The following is a 19,858-nucleotide window of genomic DNA, read 5'->3' as shown; positions in this document are numbered from 1 at the left end:
GTCAACGGTGACTGCCGAGCGGCCCCGGCCCGGCTACGCTGCGGCGATGACCGCCGAGCCGCTCCCCCGCGGCGTCGTCCGGACCCCGCGGTCCCGGTCGGAGATGACCGCCGACAGCCGGCTGCTCATCCTCGACGCCGCGGTGGCCTGCCTGGTCGAGGACGGCTACGCCGGCGCCTCGACCCTCGCCGTCCAGGCCCGCGCGGGCGTCTCCCGCGGCCGGCTCCTGCACCACTTCCCCTCCCGCGCCGAGCTGCTGGTGGCCGCCGCCGAGCACCTGGCGACGACGCAGCTCGCGGAGGTCCGGCGCCGCGCGGCCGCGCTGATGGAGGACGAGCCGACCGGGCGGGAGCGGGTCGACCGGGCGATCGACCTGATGTGGGCGACCTTCCAGGAGCCGCCGTTCTGGGCCGCCATGGAGCTGTGGACGGCGGCCCGCACCGACCCGGAGCTGCGGACGGCGCTGCGCGGCGAGGAGCGCCGGCTGCGGGAGGCGATCGCCGCGGTCGCCCGGGGGATCTGGGGCCCGGAGATCTCGGCCGCCCCTGCCTACGCCGACCTCGGCGAGCTGCTGTTCACCAGCATGCGGGGCGTCGCACTGGTCTACGCCTTCGAGGACCGGCCCGCCCCGACCGATCCGCACCTCGCGCTCTGGAAGCGGCTGGCCGCCCGGCTGCTCGCCCTCGACAGTCAGGGTTGACCGCCCGGTCCCGCGACCGAGAGCATGACGCAGGTCACACCAGCGTCGGACGTCGAGGAGCAGCCGTGAGCGTGGAGATCCCCTCCCTGCAGGGCCGGGGCATGACCATGAGCGACCAGCTGGCGCGCTGGAGCCGCGCGACGCCCGACGCGACGGCGCTGCGCCACGACGGGGCCGGGCGCAGCTATGCCGAGCTGGACCAGCGGGTCACCCGCCTCGCGCGCGCCCTGCGCCGGCGCGGCGTCGGCACCGGCGACCGGATCGCCGTCCTGGCGCTCAACGGCATGGAGGCGTGGGAGTCCTACCTCGCCGGGGTGCGGCTGGGCGCGGTCGTCGTCCCGGTCAACTTCCGGCTGGTGGCCGACGAGGTCGCGTACGTGCTCACCGACTCCGGTGCGGTCGCGCTCGTCGTCGACGCCCCGCTGGCGGAGGTCGCCGCCAAGGCACGGGAGCAGGCGCCGTCGGTCACGACCACGCTGGTGATCGGCGGGGACTACGAGGAGGCGCTCGCGGCGGCCGGGGACGAGCCGCTCGACGTCGCGGTGGACGAGGACGAGCCCGCCTTCATCATGTACACGTCCGGGACCACCGGCCGCCCGAAGGGCGCGGTGCTCACCCACCGGAACCTGCTGATGCACGCCTTCAGCCAGATCACCACGCTGGGCTGGGACCCCGACGACCGGGTCGGGGTGCCGGGCGCGCCGCTGTTCCACATCGCCGGGCTCGCCGGCGGGCTGCCGCCGCTGCTGCTCGGTGGCGTCCACGTGATCCTCCGGTCGGGCGCCTTCGACCCGGCCGCGACCCTGGATCTGATGGAGCGGGAGAAGGTGTCCAGCATCTTCCTCGTGCCCGCCATGTGGGCCGCCGTCCTCGCCGTCCCCGACCTCGCCGCCCGCGACCTCTCGCACCTGCGCCGGGTCTCCTGGGGCGCGGCGCCGGCCTCCACCACCCTGCTGCGCGCGCTGATCGACGCGTTCCCGCAGGCCGAGGTCGTCACCGCGTTCGGGCAGACCGAGTGCAGCCCGGTCACCTGCCTGCTGCGCGGGGAGGACTCGGTGCGCAAGATCGGCTCGGTCGGCACCCCCATCCTCAACGTCGAGGTGCGGGTCGTGGACGACGCGATGGCGGACGTGCCCCGTGGCGAGGTCGGCGAGATCGTCTACCGGAGCCCGATGGTGATGAAGGAGTACTGGAACAAGCCGGAGGAGACGGCCGAGGCGTTCGCCGGTGGCTGGTTCCACTCCGGCGACCTGGTGCGCCAGGACGAGGACGGCTACTTCTACGTCGTCGACCGCAAGAAGGACATGATCATCTCGGGTGGGGAGAACATCTACTGCGCCGAGGTGGAGAACGTCCTGGCGGCGCACCCGAAGGTCGGTGAGGTCGCGATCATCGGCGTCCCCGACACCCGCTACGGCGAGGCGCCGCTGGCCGTGATCGCCCCGCGCGACCCGGCGGACCCGCCCACGCCGGAGGAGCTCGCGACGTACTGCCGGGAGAAGCTCGCCCGCTACAAGAACCCCCGGGAGTACTCGGTGGTCGGGGCGCTCCCCCGCAATCCCAGCGGCAAGGTGCTCAAGACGGCGCTCCGCCAGGAGCACTCCGCCGGCTCCCTGGTCGCCGAACCGGTCGTCTGAACCCTCGCCGCCGCAGGGCCGAGGGGAGGTCAGCCGTTCCAGACGTCGGCGATCCGGGCGGCCACCGCCGCACCCTGGGCGCGACCGGCGCGCGCCGAGGGCTCCCGGGCAGCCGGGTCGAGGACGTTGCGGCCGATCGCCGCGCGGCTGCCCTCGTCCGGCGCGACGACGCCGACCCGCGCGACCATCCCGGTGACCTGCGCGTCGACGCTGGCCATGGGGCCGATCCCGCGGGTGATCGGGGCGAGGACGACCACCCGCTCGTAGTCCTGGGCGAGGTCGGCGTTGGCCGCCGAGCGCATCCCGCCGTCGACGTAGCGGCGGCCGTCGATGGTCACCGGCGGGTAGACCCCGGGGACGGCGCAGCTGGCGGCGACCGCCAGGTGCAGCGGCACACCGGAGTCGCGGTCCAGCGGCCGGAACTCGCCGGTGGCGGCGTCCACGGCCGTGATGGTGAGCGGACGCCCGGGCCACTCCCGGCTGACCAGCCGGGAGCCGATGACCTCGAGCCGCTCCTGCTCGCTCGGGGTCAGCCCCGCCTTCTCCGCAGCGAGCGCCAGCGCGCCGATCCGGCGGCGGAACTCCACGTCCCGGCCGCGGCTGGCGACCATCGCCCACCCGAACCGCAGCATGGTGCCGCGCCCGATCCGGGCGACGTTCTCCCGCTCCGGGGGCTCGAGCTGGCGGGCGTACATCTCCTCCAGCGAGGCGCCGCTGGTCAGCTGTGCGCCGACGACCGACCCGGCCGAGGTGCCGACGACGAGGTCGGCGCCGGCGAGATCCACTCCGGCCTCCGCCAGGCCGGCGAGCACGCCGATCTCCCACGCGATGCCGGTGATGCCGCCGCCACCGAGGACGAGTGCGGTGCGCTGGTCGCTCATGCCCCCATCCTCACAGAACCCTCGACACGGGCTGTGAGCTGAGCCACCCTGTGGCTCAGCTCACCGACGAGAGGACACGCATGACCACCGTCCAGTCCGCCCCGGCTCCCAGCTCCGCCGGCTGGCCGCCCGGACTGCCTCGCTCCCTGGACTACCCCCTTGTCCCGGTCGGGTCGATCCTGCGGGCCGCCGTCCGCCGCTGGGGCGACCGGACGGCGTTCATCGACCACGACGTGCCGCTGAGCTTCACCGAGCTGGGCGCCCGCGCGCACGCGGTCGCCGGCTGGCTCGCCGACCACGGCGTCGGCCGGGGCGACGTGGTCGCCGTCCACATCCCGAACTGCCGGCAGTACCCGCCGCTCTACTACGGGATCATGCTCGCGGGCGCCGTCTTCTCCCCCACGAACCCGCTGCTGCCGGCCGCCGATCTCGCCGCCCAGCTGAACGACGCCGGGGCGAAGGTCGTCATCACCTGGGACCAGGTGCTGCCGTTCGTCCGGGGCGCGCTGGCGCAGACGCCGGTGCAGACCGTCGTCGTCACCGGCGAGGCGCACACCCTCGACTTCGCCGCACGGCTGGAAGGCCTGGAGGAGACCGACGTCGACCTCGCCGACCTGCTGGCCGGCGACCCCACCGACCGGCACCTCGACGCCGAGCTGGACCCCGCCGCGGACCTGGCGCACCTGGCCTACACCGGCGGGACCACGGGCGTCAGCAAGGGCGTGGAGCTCCCGCACCGCAACGTGGTCACGAACGTGCTCCAGTCGGGCTGCTGGACGTCGGGCTCGCTGCCGGCGCTGGACGCCGAGGGCGACGTGACGCTCGAGCAGGTGGGCAGCCCCGACGAGTACCCGACCCGGCTCGGCGAGGCCCGGATCGTCAACCTCACGCCGTGGTTCCACGCCATGGGCGCGATCGGCTACCTCAACGGCATGGTCATGGGCGGCACCACCACGATCATCCACATGCGGTTCGACCCGGTGAAGTACGTCGAGGACGCGGTGAAGCACCAGGTGACCAGCATCGGCGGCGCCCCGCCGGTGTTCGTGGCGCTGCTGCAGGTGCCGGGCATCGAGAACGCCGACCTGTCGCACGTGCGCGGGGTCTCCAGCGGCGCCGCCCCGCTGCCCGTGACGCTGATCGAGAAGCTGCAGGCGCTGCTCCCCGACGCCGTCATCGGTGAGGGCTACGGCCTGACCGAGGTCACCATGCAGGCGACCGGCAACCCGACGTTCCGCTCCGGCACCCGCAAGACCGGCACCGTCGGGCTCCCGGTCTTCGACACCGAGATCAGCATCCAGCCGCTCGGTGGCGGGGAGCCGCTGCCGGCCGGGGAGCGCGGCGAGGTGTGCATCCGCGGCCCCCAGGTGATGCGCGGGTACTGGCGCCGGCCGGAGGCGACGGCCGAGTCGATCGACGCCGACGGCTGGTTCCACTCCGGCGACGTCGGCATCCTGGACGAGGACGGCTACCTCTCGATCGTCGACCGCACCAAGGACATGCTGCTCTACAAGGGCTACAACGTGTTCCCGCGTGAGCTGGAGGAGATCCTCTTCGGCGTGCCCGGCGTGGCCGGCGCAGCCGTGGTCGGGCGCCCCGACGAGGACGCCGGCGAGCTGCCGGTGGCCTACGTGGTGCGCAAGGACGACGCCGCCGGCGCCGCGCTGACCGCCGAGTCGGTCATGGCGGCGGTGAACGACAAGGTGACCCCCTACAAGCGGCTGCGCGACGTCCGCTTCATCGACGCGATCCCGGTGTCCGCGGCGGGCAAGGTGCTCAAGCGGGAGCTGGCCGCCCGGGAGCGGGAGGCCATCGGCGGCTGACCGCCGGCGCGCCGCCGCACCCCGTTCGGGTGCGGCGGCGCGCAACGGCGGCCCGCGCTCACTATCGTCCGCGGGGTGGACCCGCAGCGGAACGGTCTCGAGACCGAGCACACCGGGGTGCAGATCGCCCACTTCGAGCAGCCCCCGGTCCGTCAGGTGCTGCGCCGGGTCCTCATCGCAGCGGCCGTGCTCGCCGTCGTCATCCTCGTCGTGTACTTCGACCGGGACGGCTACGAGGACAGCAAGGGCGGCCCGATCTCGCTGCTCGACGCGGCCTACTACGCCACCGTCTCCCTGTCGACCACCGGGTACGGCGACATCACCCCGGTCACCGACCAGGCGCGGCTGGTCAACGTCCTCCTGATCACCCCGCTGCGCATCATGTTCCTGATCGTCCTCATCGGGACGACCCTGGAAGCCCTCACCGCGCGCTCGCGCGAGGAGTTCCGCATCCGTCGCTGGAGGTCCCGCGTGCGCCAGCACGTCATCGTGTGCGGTTACGGCACCAAGGGCCGCAGCGCCATCCGGTCGCTCCAGGCCAACGGCACGCCGCTGGAGCGCATCGTCGTCGTCGACCCGGACTCCCGGGCCATCGACGAGGCCAACGCCATCGGGCTCACCGGCATCGTGGGCGACGCCGGCCGCACCGACGTGCTGCGCCGGGCCGCCGTGGAGCGGGCGCGGTCGGTGATCGTCGCGGCCAACCGGGACGACGCCTCCGTGCTCATCACGCTCACGGTCCGCCAGCTCAACCCGAGCGTCCCCATCACCACCAGTGTCCGCGAGGAGGAGAACGCCAACCTGCTGCGGCAGTCCGGCGCGGACACGGTCATCACCACCTCGGCCACCTCCGGCCGGCTGCTGGGGCTGTCCACCGACGCCCCGCGGGTGGTCGCCGTCGTCGAGGACCTGGTCACCGGCGGCCAGGGGCTGGATCTCCACCAGCGCACCGTGACCACCGACGAGGTGGGCCTCGGGCCGCGGCAGCTGCGCGACATCGTGCTGTCGGTGACCCGCGGCGGCCGCACGCTGCGCTTCGACGACGCGCTGATCGGCACCCTCCAGCCGGAGGACGTCCTGGTCGTCGTGCGCTCGAACTAGAGCCGCGGGCACCGGCTCGTGCCGGTGGGGCCGGGCCGCCCGCCGGCGTCTCTGGGACGATCGGGGCATGCGAGGCCCGGGGGGACGCCGAGCCGCCCTGGCGCTGGGGGTGGTGGTGGCCGTGCTCGCGGTCACGGCGCTCGCCCTGCACCCGACCGTGCGGTCCGGCACGAGGGCCGTCCTCGTGCTGGACGGCGCCTTCGACGGCCCGTTGCCGCGCTCGGACGAGGCGTCGATCGAGCCCAGCGAGCAGGTGCTCGGGGACGTCGTCGTCCACCGGTACTCCCCGGGCGGTGATGCTCCCCCGATCCTCGTGGTGCCCGGTGCGGCACCCGCCGGCCGGGACGACGAGCGCGTCGTCGGCTTCGCGTCCGCGCTGGCCGCGGCGGGACGGGAGGTGGTGGTCCCCGAGCTGCGCCTCTACGACCAGGAGCTCGACGTCGCCGACGTCGAGCGCGTCGTCGAGGTGGCGGCCCGGCTCTGCCCCGACGACGGCGGCCTGGTGCTCTTCGGGTTCTCCTTCGGTGGTTCCCTGGCCCTCGTGGCGGCCGCCGACGAACGGGTGCGCCGGTGCATCGACCTGGTCGCCACGTTCGGCGCCTACGCCGATCTGGCCGGGATGCTCCAGGCGGCGGTGACCGGGGTGTCCGTGGTGGACGGCGAGACCTATCCGTGGGCCGCCGACGAGGACGCCGTCGACAGCGTGCTCCGGGACGCCGCGACCGAACTGGTGCCCGCGAACCAGGCCGACGCCCTGAGGGCCGCGCTGGAGCAGCGGGATCCGGACGGCCTCCCCCCGGCCGCGCGCCAGGTGTACCGGATGATGACGACCGACGACCCGGCGCAGGTGGCCGACCTCGCCCGGAACCTCCCTCCGCCCGGCAACGCCCTCGTGGAGACCTTCTCCCCCGTCGCCGTCGCCGACCGGATCGAGGCCGACGTGCTGGCGGCGCACGCGCTCGACGACCCGGCCGTGCCCTCCGCCGAGCTGCTCCGGCTCCGCGCGGCGTTCCCGCAGGCCGAGGTGCTGCCCGTCCGGTCCTTCTCGCACGTCGACCTCACCACGGAGGGCGGGATCGGCCCCCTCCTCGCCGACATGCTGATCGCCTGGCGCTTCCTGCAGGCGGTGCTCCGGGAGCAGCAGGAGTGGCCCTGGGAGTGATCCGGACGGCGGTGGGGGTGGCACCGGCCCGGACGTCTGGTAGTCAGGAACCGAGCTCGTTCAGGAACCGGAGTGGGCGGCATCCCCGGAACGGTGGAGCCAGGGCGCCGCGCCACCGACGACGGACGGAGACCGCTGTGATGGGTCGGCGCTGGGCAGCTCTGCTGGCGAGTTCCCTGCTGTTCGTGAGCGCGTGCACCGGCTCCGACGGCGACGGTGACGACGGCGGCGGGCCGGACGGGGGCGATGCCTCCGCGGCATCCCGCGAGGTCGAGTGGGGCGCCTGCGGGTTCGACGTGCCGGCGGGGGTGCCGATCGAGTGCGGCACGTTGCCGGTCCCGGCCGATCGCGACGACCCCGACGCGGGCACCGTCGAGCTGGCGTTCGGCGTCGTCCGGACCGACTCCGACGATCCCGCCGACGACCCCGTCGTCTACCTGTCCGGCGGGCCGGGCCAGGGCACCCTGGAGTTCGTGCCGGTGGCGTTCGGCGAGCTCTACGAGCCGCTGACCGAGGACCGGGACCTGATCCTCCTCGACCAGCGCGGCACCGGGCTGACCGAGCCGTCGCTGACCTGCGAGGAGTACACGTCCTGGGTCCAGGAGTCGCTGGGCTCCGACCTGCCCCCCGAGGAGCTGGAGGCCCAGGCGGTCCAGTCGCTGGAGGAGTGCCGGCAGCGCCTGGTCGACGAGGGCATCGACTTCTCCGACTACAACAGCGCGGCCTCGGCCGCCGACCTCGAGGACCTGCGGGTCGCGCTCGGCCACGACGAGTGGAACCTCTACGGGATCTCCTACGGCACCCGGCTGGCGCAGACGGCCATGCGCGACCACCCCGAGGGGATCCGGTCGGTCGTGCTGGACGCCGCCTACCCCGTCGACGCCGACCTGTACGAGGAGACGCCCGAGAACGCCGTCCGGGCCATGGAGGCCCTCTTCGCGACGTGCGCCGACGACCCGGAGTGCGCCGCGCGGTACCCCGACCTCGAGCAGACGTTCCGGAGCCTGGTCGACGAGCTGAACGCGTCGCCGGCGCCGATCACCGTGGTCGACCCGACGAACGCGCAGCGCGTCGAGGACGAGCTCGACGGGGACTCGCTCGCCGGCTTCCTGTTCCAGACCCTGTACTCCACGCAGCTGGTGCCGTTCCTGCCGGAGATCATCGCCGCGGCGGACGACGGCGAGTTCGGCACGATCGGCCTGCTGTTCGGGCTGCTCTCCCAGCAGCTGGAGCTCGTCAGCATCGGCCAGCAGCTCGCCGTGCAGTGCCAGGAGGAGGTTCCCTTCAGCTCCCGGGAGGAGGTGGCCGCGGCCGCCGCCGCGGACCCGATGGTCGAGGGCTTCTTCCAGCAGGCGCCGACACTCGGCCCCGGGGTGTTCGACGTCTGCGCCTCGTGGGAGGCCGGCGAGCCCGGCCCCGGGGCGGACGACCCGGTGGAGAGCGAGATCCCCGCGCTCGTGCTCGCCGGCGACCTCGACCCCATCACCCCGCCGCGGTGGGGCGAGGCCATCTCCGACAACCTCCCGAACAGCTTCTTCGTCCGGTTCCCGTTCACCGGGCACGGCGCGCTGCCCAGCCACGACTGCGCCGTGGAGATCGCTGCGGACTTCCTCGACGACCCCCGGAGCGAGCCGGCCACCGGCTGCGTCGAGGAGATCGAGGCCCCCGCCTTCACCGCCTCCGACGTGGACGTCGAGATGGTGTCGTTCGAGAGCGAGGAGTCCGGCCTCACCGGGGTGCGGCCGGACGGCTGGACCGAGGTGCTCCCGGGCGTGTGGCAGCAGTCGGCCCTGGTCTCCCTGATCCAGCGGGTCGTGCCCGGTGCCACCGCCGAGCAGGTGCTCCAGCAGCTCGGCGCACAGCTGGGCACCGGCGAGCCACCCCAGCAGGTCGGCGAGCTGACCACCGAGTCGTTCAGCTGGGCGCTCTACAGCCTCGACGACCTCGGCCAGCGGGTCGAGCTGGCGCTCGCCGACAGCCCCGACGGGGTCGTCCTCGTCCAGCTGAGCACCGGACCGGCCCGCAGCGACGTGTACCGGGAGCAGGCCTTCCTCCCGGCCGTCGAGGCGCTCGCCCCGCTCGGCTGAGGCCTGCGGAGGTGACCGGCCGATCCCCCGTCCGGGGGCCGGGGGGTGTGGACCCGGCATGACCGCGCCCCGCCGGTCCGACCGCGTCCGCCGCCGGCGGCGGATCGACGCCGCCCTGGTCCTGGTGGTCGCGCTGGCCGTCGGGCTCCTGGCGCTGGTGGTCGCCGCAGCCGGCCGCGGCGAGCGGGTGCGCCTGCTGTGGGTGGCCGCCACGGTGGCCGAGGACGGCAGCGCCCGCGTCACCGAGGTGATCGACTACGACTTCGGCGGCGAGGAGCGGCGCGGGATCCTCCGCCGGGTCCCGGGTCTGGATCCGGCCGCGCCGGTCGAGGCCTTCTCCCCCGGCGCGCCCGACGACGTCACCGTCGACGAGGCCGGGGAGATCCGGGTGGGCGACCCCGACCGGACGGTCACGGGCCGGCACCGCTACGTCCTGACCTACACCCTCGAGGACGTCGTGACCGGCGACGAGCTGGCCTGGGACGCGGTGGGCACCGGATGGGACGTGCCGATCGACGACGTCGAGGTGCAGGTGGCCGTCCCCGCATCACTGCAGCAGCTCCGGTGCGCGACCGGCGAGCAGGGCGAGGTGGACGCCTGCCCGGTCGAGGAGGCCGAGCCCGGTCGCCTCGTCGCCGCGGTCGACTCGCTGGACGCCGGCGAGGGGGTCACCGTCTCCGGCACCCTCGGCACCGCCCTGGACGAGGCGCCGGCGCTCCCCGCGCCACCGGCGACCGCCCCGCCGGCCGACGGCGCCGATCCGCTGCTGGTGGGGGCGCTCGCCGCAGGGCTCGCCGTGCCGGCCGGGGCGGTCACGCTGGCCGCGGTCCGGCGTGCGGGCAGGGAGCGGGTGCCCGCCGTCGGCATCCCGGTGCGCGCGGCGCCCGGCGAGGACGCACGGATCGACCTCGCCGAGCTCGCCGGGTACGTCACCCCGTCCCCGACCCTGCCCGCGACCGTGTCACCCGCCCAGGGCGGCGTGCTGCTCGCCGGCTCGGTCACCGAGCAGCACAAGGCCGCCTGGCTCCTCGAGCAGGCGGTCGCCGGCGTCATCGACCTGGAGGCGCCCGGGGAGGAGCCCGACGAGTTGACGCTGGTGCGCCGCGAGCCGGGCGAGGGCTCCGTCCGCCGGCTGCTCGACCTGCTGTTCCGGGGGCGCGAGCGGCTGCCGCTGGGCAGCTACGACGAGGGCTTCGCCGAGGCCTGGGGCGCCCTGGGCGAGGAGCTCGACGGCTGGCAGGGCGCCGGCGGCATGTGGGACGGGGCCGCCGATCGCCGGGCCACGTGGACGCGCGTGCTCGGCGGCCTGGCCGCGGTCGCCGGACTCGTCCTGGCACCGGTGGCCGGCTACCTGGCCGTCGAGGACGTCGCGCTCCCGCTGGTGCTCGCCGCGGTCGCCGGGCTGCTGGCCGGCGCGGGTGCCGCCGCCGCCATCGCCGGGTGGGAGCTACGGGTGCTCACGCCGGCCGGGTCCGCGACCTGGCTGCAGGTGGAGTCGCTGCGGCAGTTCCTCGCGCAGTCGCCGTCCACCGCCGTCGACGAGGCGATCGGCACCGGTCTGCTCGGGCGCTGGACCGCATGGGCGGTCGCCCTCGGGGAGGCCGACCGGTGGTCGACGGTCGCCGCCACGGCGTCGGTCCCGGTGCGGTCGCCGCAGGACCGCCGGTACCTCGCCTACGCCGGTGTCGGGCCGGTCCTCCTGGCCGGCTGCGGCACCGCGAGCGTCGCCCCGTCGTCCTCGGGCGGCGGGACCGGCACCACCGGCGTCGGCGGTGGCGTGGGCGGTGGTGGCGGCGGCTCCTGGTGACCGCCGGGAGGTCACAGGAGGGCGACGACGGGCGGCCGGGCCTGGACCGGACGCCGCCCGACATCCACGATCGCTCCGTCGGCCGATCGCACCGCGCGGTGCGGGGAGGAGCACGTCGTGGGCGGACGGGCACGCCGGCCGCGGCTGGCCGTCGCGGCGGGCGCGGTGGTGACGCTGACCGCCTGCGGCACGGCGGGTGCCGCTCCCACCCTGCACCGCGGCGACGCCGTGCCGGTGCAGGCCGGTGAGCTGACCGCGCGGGACGTCGCCGAGGCGCAGACCGCCTTCGGCCTCGACCTGCTGCACGCGGTCTGCGAGAGCACCGGCGATGCCGACGTGCTGCTCTCCCCCACCTCGGCGGCGCAGGCACTGGGTCTGCTGTACCCGGCGAGCGCGGGCGGGACCGCGGACGCGGTCGGGGCCCTGCTGCACCTGCCGGAGTGGTCACCGGAGCTCGTCGCGGCGCTGCGTGACCACACCAGCGGGATGGACGCCCTCCGCCACGACGGGGACCTCGACGACGAGGAGGCGCCGGACTCCCTGCAGACCAGCAACCGGCTGTGGGCCGCCGCCGGCGTGGAACCGGACCGCGACTACCTCGACGCGATCGCCACCGCCTTCGACGCCGACGTACGGGCACTCGACTTCGCCGGCGACCCCGAGGGGGCCACCGACCGGATCAACGCCACGGTCGAGGAGGACACCCGCGGGGTCGTCGACGAGCTCTTCGACGAGCCGCTGCGCCCGAGGACGGTCGCCGTGCTGACCAACGCCCTGCACCTGAAGGCCCGGTGGGCGGTGCCGTTCACCGGCACCGCGGCGGCTGCGTTCACGACGCCGTCCGGCGAGGTGTCCGTCGAGATGATGAGCGGGGCGACGGGGGCCGGCCGCACCGCGGACGGGTGGCGGTCGGTGGAGCTGCCCTACCGCGACGGGACGCTCGCCGCCGTCGCCGTCCTGCCGCCGGAGGGCACCGACCCCTGCGCCGTCGACGCGGCGACGCTGGCCGCCCTGCAGGCCGCCGGGGCCCGCACCGTCGGCGTGCGGCTGCCGCAGCTGAGGATCGAGCAGTCGCACCAGCTGCTCGACGTGCTGGCCGCGATGGGCCTTCCGGTGGCGGGCGACTACTCGGCGCTCGGCCGCGCCGACGTCGCCATCTCGCAGGTGGTCCAGCAGACCTTCCTGGAGGTGGACGAGGAAGGCACCGAGGCCGCCGCTGCCACCGGCGTGGTGGTCGAGGAGGCGGCCGCGGCAGCCCCGGCGGAGGTCGTGTCGTCCGACCGGCCCTTCCTGCTGGTCCTCACCGACACCGCCACCCGCTCGCCGCTGTTCGTGGCCGTCGTCGGCGACCCCTCGGACTGATCGCCGGGACCGCGGCCGACGCCGGCGACGGCACGGCGAGCGCGAGGACGTCCGGGATCAGCGCGACGGTGGTCACGAGCACTCGTCGTCGTCGCAGGTCAGCTCGCCCTCCCAGGCCTCCCTGCCCTCCATGACCGCGAACCCGGCGATCACGAACCCGGCGACGGCGTCGACCCAGGTCCACCCGAACGCGGCCAAGGCCAGCAGGCCGATCAGGGTGGAGACCGACAGCCAGGCGCACAGCCGGGTCTCGTTCGCGTCGGCGATCACCAGCCGGGAGCCAAGTGCCTCCCCGGCCCGGCGCTTGGCGCGGGCCAGCAGCGGCATGACCACGACGGAGGCGGCCAGCAGGACGATGCCGACCAGGCTCGTCTCCGGCGTCTCCTCGCCGGCGAGGCGGCGGATGCCCTCGTAGGTGACGTACGCGGCCAGCGCGAAGAAGGTGACGGCGATGAACTTCAGCGCCCGCCGCTCCTTGACCTCGTCGGGCTCCCCGCCGCGGACCTCGGCGTACAGCCGGATCAGCACGACGGTGGCGGCGGCGACCTCGATGCCGGAGTCGACACCGAACCCGACGAGGGAGATGAGTCCGGCGGCCAGCCCGGCGGTGACCGCGATGGCCATCTCGACGACGTTGTAACCGATGGTGAACTGCTCCAGCCGGATCGCCCGGCGGGCCCGTGCCGTGACCGTGGGGGCGCTCACCGGTGTGCCGCCTCGCCGTACGTCGGGCACAGGGCGACCGCGTCCCCGGTGGCGGCCAGCAGGCGCTCGGCCGCGGCGAGGAGGTCGAGCAGGTGGGGGGCGTGGTTCAGCGACCACATGGACGCCCGGCCCTGCGGCCGCGAGGAGACCAGCCCGCAGTCGCGGAGGCAGGCCAGGTGCGCCGAGACGGTGGACTGCGCCAGCCCGAGGTGGTTGGTGAGGTCCACGACCTTGTGCTCACCGAGCACCAGGTGGCGGAGGATCGCCAGCCGGGCCGGGTCGCCGAGGCCGCGGAACAGGCACGCCGCCGCCGAGAGCGCCGCCGGCTCGTCGAGCGACGGCTCGACGTCGCCACCGGCCATCGTTTCCATCGTCATCCGGCGATGATAGCGCCACCGATCGGATGACGGTCGACAGCCTCCGACCGCGGACGGAGCTCCCGACCGCGTGGTGCGATCGGGAGCTCCGCGGCCGGTGCTCGACCTCGTCAGGCGACGAGCACGGTCACCACCGGGCGGGATAGGACGCCAGGCGGGTGACGGCCGTCATCCCGTGCACCGCGTCGTTGGGCGCAGCGGCGTCGACCGCTGCGCCGGCGTCGTTGACGACGTGCCGGATCCCTCCGCCCGCGGCGATGACCCCGGTCGCCATCGACCGGAAGCGGACGTTCGCCGGCACCGGCCCCTCGATGGCGCTCGAGGCGTGCACCTGGGGACCGGACAGCGGCCCATACGGCCCGAACCCGGCCAGGAACAGCGAGTAGATCGCCATCCCGGTCGCCTCGTGCTTCTTCACGTGGTCCCCGACGACGTACGCCGCATAACCCTCCGCGGTGCCGTTCATCCACGCCGCCTGGTTCGGCGGGTCGTAGGGCATCTCGCTCTGGAAGAACACGGTCCGTCCACGCTCGCCGTTCCAGATCACCTGCTCCTCCTGGTAGTGCTCCACGAACAGGCCGAGCGCGGTGACGTCGTCACCGTTCACGACCAGGCCGTGGTCGGCGAGGTTGCTCTCCCAGCCCGCACCGGCACCGTGGTCGGCACGCCAGAGCCAGGTGTGGTCGAGGATCACGTGGTTGCTGTTGACCTCCACGCTCGTGGTCGCCTGGCCGGGCCGGGCGCCGCCGACCCGGACGAACACGTCGGTCAGCGTCGTCGGGTTCACCACGATGCCGGAGTGGCCGCCCCGGGTGCCCACCCGGATCAGCACGTCCGTCGCGGGGCCCGAGTCGACGGTCAGGCTCGAGACGACCACGCCCGGGACGTCGCCCACCTCGATCGCGGCCGTGCCCGCGGCCGGGGCGAGCGAGGCGTACCCCATGCCCATGACCACCGTGTCGGCCCGCGTCACCCGGATCGGGGCGTCCAGCGAGTAGACACCGGGCGTGAGGAGCAGGTGCTTCCCGGCGGCCAGCGCCGCGTTGATCGTGGCGGCGGAGTTCCCGGGCTTCGCGATGAAGAAGCGGTCGATCGGGATCGAGACCCCGTCGCCCTGACCCGTCCCCCAGTGCGTCCCCGACGTCTCCGGCTTCGCCGACGGCACGAAGACCTCGTACTCGTCGCCATCCAGGTACAGGAACGGGGCCTCCCGTGAGATCGGGGTGCTCGGCAACGTCGTCGTGCCGCGGGCCCCGAAGTCGGTCTGCGGTGCACCTCGCACGCCGGAGAACACGTAGTTGATGCCGGCGCCGTCCCAGCCGCCGATCTCGCTGTCCCGCGTGTACCACTGGGCCTGGGCGTACTCCACCCGCGCGTCGCCGCTGGTCACCGTGCCCTCGATCCGGCTGTTGGCGATGTAGGTCCCGAACGCGGTGGCGCCGTACCGCCCGGTGAGGTCGAGGTTGCCCTCGATGTTGACCCGGCGCAGCGGGGCGGCCTGCGACACGGCCCAGCGCATGGTGTGCGGCTCGGCGATGCCCTCCGGGCGCGGCCGGTCCGCGTCCGGGCCCACGGGCCGCTGGATCGGGTTGATCGTCAGGTTGCCGAGGGACCGCCAGAACCTGGTCAGCGAGTTCGAGGGCCCGGTGTCCGCCTCCTGCACCGGCTCGACGTGCAGCGCACCGTTGATCACCACGTCCTCGGGTGAGGCGCCGAGGCCCTGGATGGAGGTGTAGTAGCCGACCTCGGAGTTGACGATGCCCGTGGCGGTCGACGGGTCGTCCTGCCCCGCGGCGCTCCCGTACGTGCCCGGCTCGAAGAACACGGCGTGCCGGTCGGTGCTGAACTCGGCTGCGTCCGAGATGCTCATCAGGTACGCGTTGATCTCCTCGAGCGGCGTGCTCTCGTCGAAGATCCGCACGTTCGGTCCGAAGTCCGGAGCCCCGCCCGGCGCTGCGGCGGCCGGTACCGGCGCCAGCGCGGTGAACGCGAGCGCCCCCGCCATGCCGACGAGGACGAACGAACTCCTCGGCCTCCCGGTTGTCCTGTTCCTCAAGCGACTCCCCTTCGTCGGTCGGCCGCAGCGATCGGCTGCAGCCGCGCCGTCCGGCACGGACCGCCCGCAACCGGACGCCGTCGTGACCGACGACGACCGCGCGGACGGCTGCCGGGGTTCGGCATGCGCGGAATGCGACGCGCATCACTGTCAGCGAGTGCGGTGGGTCACGGAAGACGAATGTGCTGATGGTCCGCATCGAGGCCGGTGATGACGGTTCCGGCCGTCCTGCCGACCCCGGCCGTCGTCCGCCCGGGGTCAGCGGTCCCGGCGCAGGTTCTCGGTCCGATCCTCGACGGCGCCGTGGCGCAGCAGGTTGGCGATGGCCAGGGCGAGACCGCCCCAGATCACGACCATCGCCACCACCATCATCACGATCGCGGGCGTGCTCATCGGAGTCCTCCCTCGTCCTGCCCGATCGCCGGGGGGTTGTGGGCGGCCGGGCCCGTCGCGGGGGTCGGGTGCAGGGGCGCCGCCGGATCGGAGCCGGGCGGTGGTCCGTCCAGGTGGGTCCCGTCGCGCCACGGCAGCCGGGCGAGGAGGAAGCCGATGAGCGGCAGGGCCACGACCAACGCCCAGCCGAGGACCAGCAGGAGCCAGGCGGGGTAGTCCTCGTAGGGCGCGGCGATGTCGTCCCGCAGCCCGAGGACGAGGACGACGGCCAGGCCCAACGGGGCGACGACGCTCGTCAGCAGCCGCCAGCCGGTGCCGACCTGGGGACGGCCGTGGACGTTCAGGTGCGTACCGAGAGCGGGCAGGGCCCGGAGCGCCCAGGCGACGACCAGCATGCTGACCAGCGCCACGACGAGGATGCCGTACTGGTTGACGAAGTGGTCGACGACGTCGAGCACGTAGACGCCGCTCGTCGTGCTGAAGAGCACCAGACTCAGCACCGCGGCGGGAACGCCGACGGCGAGGGTCGCGGTGAGGCGGCCGGTGTCGAGCTTGTCGCGGACCGCGGAGATCACCACCTCGATCACGCTGATCAGCGACGTGATGCCGGCGATGACCAGCGACCCGAAGAACAGGACGCCGAGGAGGGCGCCGCCGGGTGCTTCGCTGATGATCGCCGGGAAGGCGATGAAGGCCAGGCCGATCCCGCCGCTGGCGACCTCGTCGACCGCGACCCCGTTGGCCTGGGCCATGAAGCCCAGGGCGGCGAACACCCCGATGCCGGCGAGCAGCTCGAAGCCGGAGTTCGAGAAGCCCACGACGAGGCCGGAGCCGACCATGTCCTCGCGGCGGCTGACGTACGAGGCATACGTGATCATGATGCCGAAGCCGACCGACAGCGAGAAGAAGATCTGACCGAACGCGGCGGCCCAGACGGGGGCCGAGGTGAGTGCCGACCAGTCGGGCGCGAAGAACGCGTCGAGGCCGATCCCTGCGCCCGGCAGCAGCAGCGCCTGCACGACGAGGGCGACGAAGGTGAGCACCAGGAGCGGGATGAAGACCAGCGAGACCATCCCGATCCCGCGCTGGACGCCGAGGGCCATGATCACCAGGACGGCCAGCCAGACCAGCGCCAGGGGCACGAGCACCCCGGGCACCACGTCGGCGGTGACCGCGACGTCACCGGCCTGGAGGAACTCCTCGAAGAAGAACGCCTCTGGGTCGGCGCCCCAGGCCTGGTCGATCGAGAAGAAGGTGTAGCGCAGCGCCCAGGCCAGCACCGCGGCGTAGTAGACGGCGATGACGAAGCAGATGCCCACCTGCCACCAGCCGAGCCCCTCGGTGCCGCGGCGCAGCCGGGCGAAGGAGAGCGGCGCGGAGCCGCGGTGGCGGTGGCCGATCGCGTAGTCGAGCAGCAGGAACGGGATGCCGGCGGTCAGCAGCGCGACCAGGTAGGGCAGCAGGAAGGCGCCGCCGCCGTTCTCGTAGGCGACGTACGGGAACCGCCAGATGTTGCCGAGCCCGACCGCCGAGCCGATCGCCGCCAGGATGAAGACGCGCCGGGAGCTGAACGCGCCGCGACGGCGCTCCTCGTCAGCCTGCCCCGGGGCCGGCCCCGCCGTCGTGCTCATGCGACCTCCTGTGTCGTGATCCGCCGAGCCTGCGCACTCATGGAGCGCCGGTCGACGTCGCGCCGTCGGAGAGAGGATGTCAGGAGTCGGGCCCTCCCGCTGCCGGGGAGTCGTGGTCGGAGCGATGCGCCGGTGCGCCGCCGAGGACGTCGTCGCCAGCAGCACCGACCGAGCGGAGGCCAGCCGGACCACCCGTCGCCGGGGCGCCTTCTGCCCGGCCCGGACGCACGAGAGCCCGGGAGGTCAGTGACCTCCCGGGCTCTCGTCGGGGTGGAGGCGGCGGGAATCGAACCCGCGTCCTGCGACGCATCACCAGGGCTTCTCCGAGCGCAGTTCGCTCTGCCTCTGCTCGGCCCTCCCGATCTCACGAACGAGTCGGGATGACGGGCCCAGTCGCTGTTCGGTGTCCCACACGCACCCGCGACCGGTGCGTGCGGTGAGTCATCTAGCTGATGCCAGGATCCGGGCCGATGACGAACCCGGGCTGACAGACTCGCCTAGCTGCCGTCAGGCAGCGAGAGCGAAGTCGCGCTGATTGGAATCGGCGCTTGTGTTTTTTGCAACGGATGGTTAACGAGATCATCGTTGCCTTCCTCGGCTCGCTTCCCCTGGTCAAACGACCGCAGTCGAGACCAATCGCCCCCTGTGTAGTTGTTCGACCAGTCTAACGGCACCGCTCCGGGAGTTGTTCCCCGCGCCGCCGGCGGGCGGTCAGATCCAGTCGCGGCGCTTGAAGACCAGGTAGAGGGTGAGGCTGACGCTGACCATCAGCAGCAGCGCGAACGGGTAGCCCCACCACTCGTCGAGCTCGGGCATCTGGTCGAAGTTCATGCCGTAGACCCCGCCCACCAGACTGGGCGCGAACAGGATGGCCGCCCAGGCAGAGATCTTCTTGACCTCCTCGCCCTGGGCGATGCTCGTCTCGGTGAGCTCGCGGATCTCCTCGTTCTGCCGCTGCGCCACCAGCGTCGCGTTGACCGTGAGGATGTCGCGCAGCTGCAGGCGGAAGCCCTCCACCCGCTCGTTGACCTGGATGACGTGGTCGGCGACGTCACGCAGGTAGCTGCGCAGCTCCTCGTCCACCCCGTACTTGTCGAAGCCGGCGGTGAGCCCGGCGATGATGCCGGTGAGCGGCTGGGCGGCGCGCTGGAACTCCAGCACCTCCTGCGACAGCTCGTAGATGCGCCGGGAGACCCCGGGGTCGCCGCCGAAGACCTGCGTCTCGATCTCGTCGATGTCGTTGGCCAGCCCGTCGACCACCGGCCGGTACCCGTCGACGACGGCGTCGAGCGTCGCGTACAGCACCGACTCGCTGCCCTTGGCCAGCAGCGCCGGGTCGCTCTCGAGCCGGCGGCGCACCCGGGACAGGTCCGGCGACTCGCTGTGCCGGACGGTGATCGCGAAGTGCGGCCCGAGGAACAGGTGCAGCTCGCCGAACTCGACCTCCTCGACCGCATCGAGGTACCGCGCGGCCTTGAGGACTACGAACAGCGTGCTGCCGTAGCGCTCGAACTTGGGCCGCTGGTGGGCCTTGATCGCGTCCTCGACGGCGAGCTCCGGCAGGTCGAACAGCTCGGCCAGCTCCCCCAGCTCCCCCGGCTCCGGCCGGTAGAGCCCCAGCCACGCCAGCCGCCCCTCCCCCTCGGTGACCTCCTGCAGGCTCTCGGCAGCCGACTCGGGGGTGGCGACCCGGTAGCCGTCGGAGTAGACGGCGTTGTCGACCATCCGGGACGGCGCCGGCGGCCGGGGAGTGGATTCGGGTGCGGGTGCGGGGGTGTGGGCGACGGGCGTGAACACCTCCACCCGCGGACGGCGGGTGAGGGTGGACAGGGCGGTCAGCGGCGCACGACGACGCTCGGCCATGGCGGGCTCCCGGGGCGACGGGGGGACAGCGGTGGACACCGGAGCGGTCCTCGCGCGCCGTCGCAGCCGGTGCGGGTCAGGCGGGGAGGACCTCGGGCTCGGTACTGGGAGGCTCGCTGCGCACCGCGTCCTCCTCCCGGGTCGGGCCGCCGCCTCGTGCCACGGCCGTCGTCCATGATCCCACGGCAGCCGCCCCGGGCCCGAGGTGTGTTCGCCCACACGGGTGAGCGCGCCGCTCTCGCGCGCTGCCGACCCCGTCGCCGGAGGCGCGAG

General features: G+C 73.7%; 15 protein-coding genes and 1 other RNA gene. 8 read left to right on the top strand and 8 right to left on the bottom strand.

The window, feature by feature from the left end:
* Positions 1-46 precede the first annotated feature (46 nt).
* Both ABDB74_RS04720 and ABDB74_RS04715 read left to right on the top strand, forming a co-directional pair.
* Positions 47-700: a TetR/AcrR family transcriptional regulator gene (locus tag ABDB74_RS04720; protein WP_346622143.1), complete on the top strand. Its 654-nt coding sequence runs from the start codon at positions 47-49 to the stop codon at positions 698-700.
* A 65-nt stretch (positions 701-765) separates the two neighbouring features.
* Complete coding sequence (locus tag ABDB74_RS04715) at positions 766-2,337, top strand: long-chain-fatty-acid--CoA ligase (protein ID WP_346622142.1); 1,572 nt, start codon at positions 766-768, stop codon at positions 2,335-2,337.
* Positions 2,338-2,366: 29 nt separating this feature from the next.
* Here the strand turns inward: ABDB74_RS04715 and ABDB74_RS04710 are convergent, their stop codons facing one another.
* Positions 2,367-3,218, bottom strand: coding sequence for a patatin-like phospholipase family protein (locus ABDB74_RS04710; protein ID WP_346622141.1), 852 nt, complete (start codon positions 3,216-3,218; stop codon positions 2,367-2,369).
* 80 nt (positions 3,219-3,298) lie between these two features.
* Here ABDB74_RS04710 and ABDB74_RS04705 point away from each other — a divergent pair, with 80 nt between their 5' ends.
* The 6 genes from ABDB74_RS04705 to ABDB74_RS04680 all read left to right on the top strand — a co-directional run bounded on the left by ABDB74_RS04705 (position 3,299) and on the right by ABDB74_RS04680 (position 12,560).
* Entirely contained in the window at positions 3,299-5,041 is a 1,743-nt protein-coding gene (locus tag ABDB74_RS04705; protein WP_346622139.1) for a class I adenylate-forming enzyme family protein, read from the top strand.
* 75 nt (positions 5,042-5,116) lie between these two features.
* Positions 5,117-6,142, top strand: coding sequence for a potassium channel family protein (locus tag ABDB74_RS04700; RefSeq protein ID WP_346622138.1), 1,026 nt, complete (start codon positions 5,117-5,119; stop codon positions 6,140-6,142).
* A gap of 67 nt (positions 6,143-6,209) precedes the next feature.
* Complete coding sequence (locus ABDB74_RS04695) at positions 6,210-7,304, top strand: alpha/beta fold hydrolase (protein ID WP_346622137.1); 1,095 nt, start codon at positions 6,210-6,212, stop codon at positions 7,302-7,304.
* A gap of 185 nt (positions 7,305-7,489) precedes the next feature.
* Positions 7,490-9,391, top strand: coding sequence for an alpha/beta fold hydrolase (locus ABDB74_RS04690; RefSeq protein WP_346622135.1), 1,902 nt, complete (start codon positions 7,490-7,492; stop codon positions 9,389-9,391).
* A 58-nt stretch (positions 9,392-9,449) separates the two neighbouring features.
* Entirely contained in the window at positions 9,450-11,198 is a 1,749-nt protein-coding gene (locus ABDB74_RS04685) for a DUF2207 domain-containing protein (protein ID WP_346622134.1), read from the top strand.
* Between the two features lie 117 nt (positions 11,199-11,315).
* Entirely contained in the window at positions 11,316-12,560 is a 1,245-nt protein-coding gene (locus ABDB74_RS04680) for a serpin family protein (RefSeq protein ID WP_346622133.1), read from the top strand.
* Positions 12,561-12,632: 72 nt separating this feature from the next.
* Here ABDB74_RS04680 and ABDB74_RS04675 read toward each other — a convergent pair whose 3' ends face one another.
* The 7 genes from ABDB74_RS04675 to ABDB74_RS04645 form a co-directional block, all read right to left on the bottom strand.
* Positions 12,633-13,265, bottom strand: a complete 633-nt coding sequence (locus ABDB74_RS04675; protein ID WP_346622131.1) for a cation transporter — start codon at positions 13,263-13,265, stop codon at positions 12,633-12,635.
* Positions 13,262-13,636: an ArsR/SmtB family transcription factor gene (locus ABDB74_RS04670; RefSeq protein ID WP_407062164.1), complete on the bottom strand. Its 375-nt coding sequence runs from the start codon at positions 13,634-13,636 to the stop codon at positions 13,262-13,264. Before ABDB74_RS04670 ends, ABDB74_RS04675 begins: the two co-directional genes overlap by 4 nt.
* A 133-nt stretch (positions 13,637-13,769) precedes the next feature.
* On the bottom strand, positions 13,770-15,647 hold the full coding sequence (locus tag ABDB74_RS04665) for a hypothetical protein (RefSeq protein ID WP_346622128.1): 1,878 nt from the start codon (positions 15,645-15,647) through the stop codon (positions 13,770-13,772).
* 309 nt (positions 15,648-15,956) lie between these two features.
* The gene (locus ABDB74_RS04660; protein WP_346622126.1) at positions 15,957-16,091 is read right to left on the bottom strand and encodes a methionine/alanine import family NSS transporter small subunit; all 135 of its coding nucleotides are present in this window, start codon (positions 16,089-16,091) and stop codon (positions 15,957-15,959) included.
* Complete coding sequence (locus ABDB74_RS04655) at positions 16,088-17,722, bottom strand: sodium-dependent transporter (RefSeq protein ID WP_346622124.1); 1,635 nt, start codon at positions 17,720-17,722, stop codon at positions 16,088-16,090. The genes ABDB74_RS04660 and ABDB74_RS04655 overlap by 4 nt, the downstream gene beginning before the upstream one ends.
* A gap of 268 nt (positions 17,723-17,990) precedes the next feature.
* Positions 17,991-18,366: a transfer-messenger RNA gene (ssrA, locus tag ABDB74_RS04650) on the bottom strand.
* A gap of 67 nt (positions 18,367-18,433) precedes the next feature.
* The gene (locus ABDB74_RS04645; RefSeq protein ID WP_346622123.1) at positions 18,434-19,585 is read right to left on the bottom strand and encodes a magnesium and cobalt transport protein CorA; all 1,152 of its coding nucleotides are present in this window, start codon (positions 19,583-19,585) and stop codon (positions 18,434-18,436) included.
* Positions 19,586-19,858: the final 273 nt, after the last annotated feature.

The sequence above is a fragment of the Blastococcus sp. HT6-4 genome, from assembly GCF_039679125.1.
GTDB lineage: Bacteria > Actinomycetota > Actinomycetes > Mycobacteriales > Geodermatophilaceae > Blastococcus > Blastococcus montanus.
The sequence above is the reverse complement of the archived record's forward strand: the minus strand, read 5'-3'. Positions and strand labels throughout refer to the sequence as shown.

Coding starts and splice junctions, on each gene's coding strand:
- ABDB74_RS04670 (WP_407062164.1), bottom strand. CDS start 13,636: ATGGAAACGATGGCCGGTGGCGACGTCGAGCCGTCGCTCGACGAGCCG.
- ABDB74_RS04720 (WP_346622143.1), top strand. CDS start 47: ATGACCGCCGAGCCGCTCCCCCGCGGCGTCGTCCGGACCCCGCGGTCC.
- ABDB74_RS04665 (WP_346622128.1), bottom strand. CDS start 15,647: ATGGCGGGGGCGCTCGCGTTCACCGCGCTGGCGCCGGTACCGGCCGCC.
- ABDB74_RS04710 (WP_346622141.1), bottom strand. CDS start 3,218: ATGAGCGACCAGCGCACCGCACTCGTCCTCGGTGGCGGCGGCATCACC.
- ABDB74_RS04645 (WP_346622123.1), bottom strand. CDS start 19,585: ATGGCCGAGCGTCGTCGTGCGCCGCTGACCGCCCTGTCCACCCTCACC.
- ABDB74_RS04660 (WP_346622126.1), bottom strand. CDS start 16,091: ATGAGCACGCCCGCGATCGTGATGATGGTGGTGGCGATGGTCGTGATC.
- ABDB74_RS04695 (WP_346622137.1), top strand. CDS start 6,210: ATGCGAGGCCCGGGGGGACGCCGAGCCGCCCTGGCGCTGGGGGTGGTG.
- ABDB74_RS04705 (WP_346622139.1), top strand. CDS start 3,299: ATGACCACCGTCCAGTCCGCCCCGGCTCCCAGCTCCGCCGGCTGGCCG.
- ABDB74_RS04655 (WP_346622124.1), bottom strand. CDS start 17,722: ATGAGCACGACGGCGGGGCCGGCCCCGGGGCAGGCTGACGAGGAGCGC.
- ABDB74_RS04685 (WP_346622134.1), top strand. CDS start 9,450: ATGACCGCGCCCCGCCGGTCCGACCGCGTCCGCCGCCGGCGGCGGATC.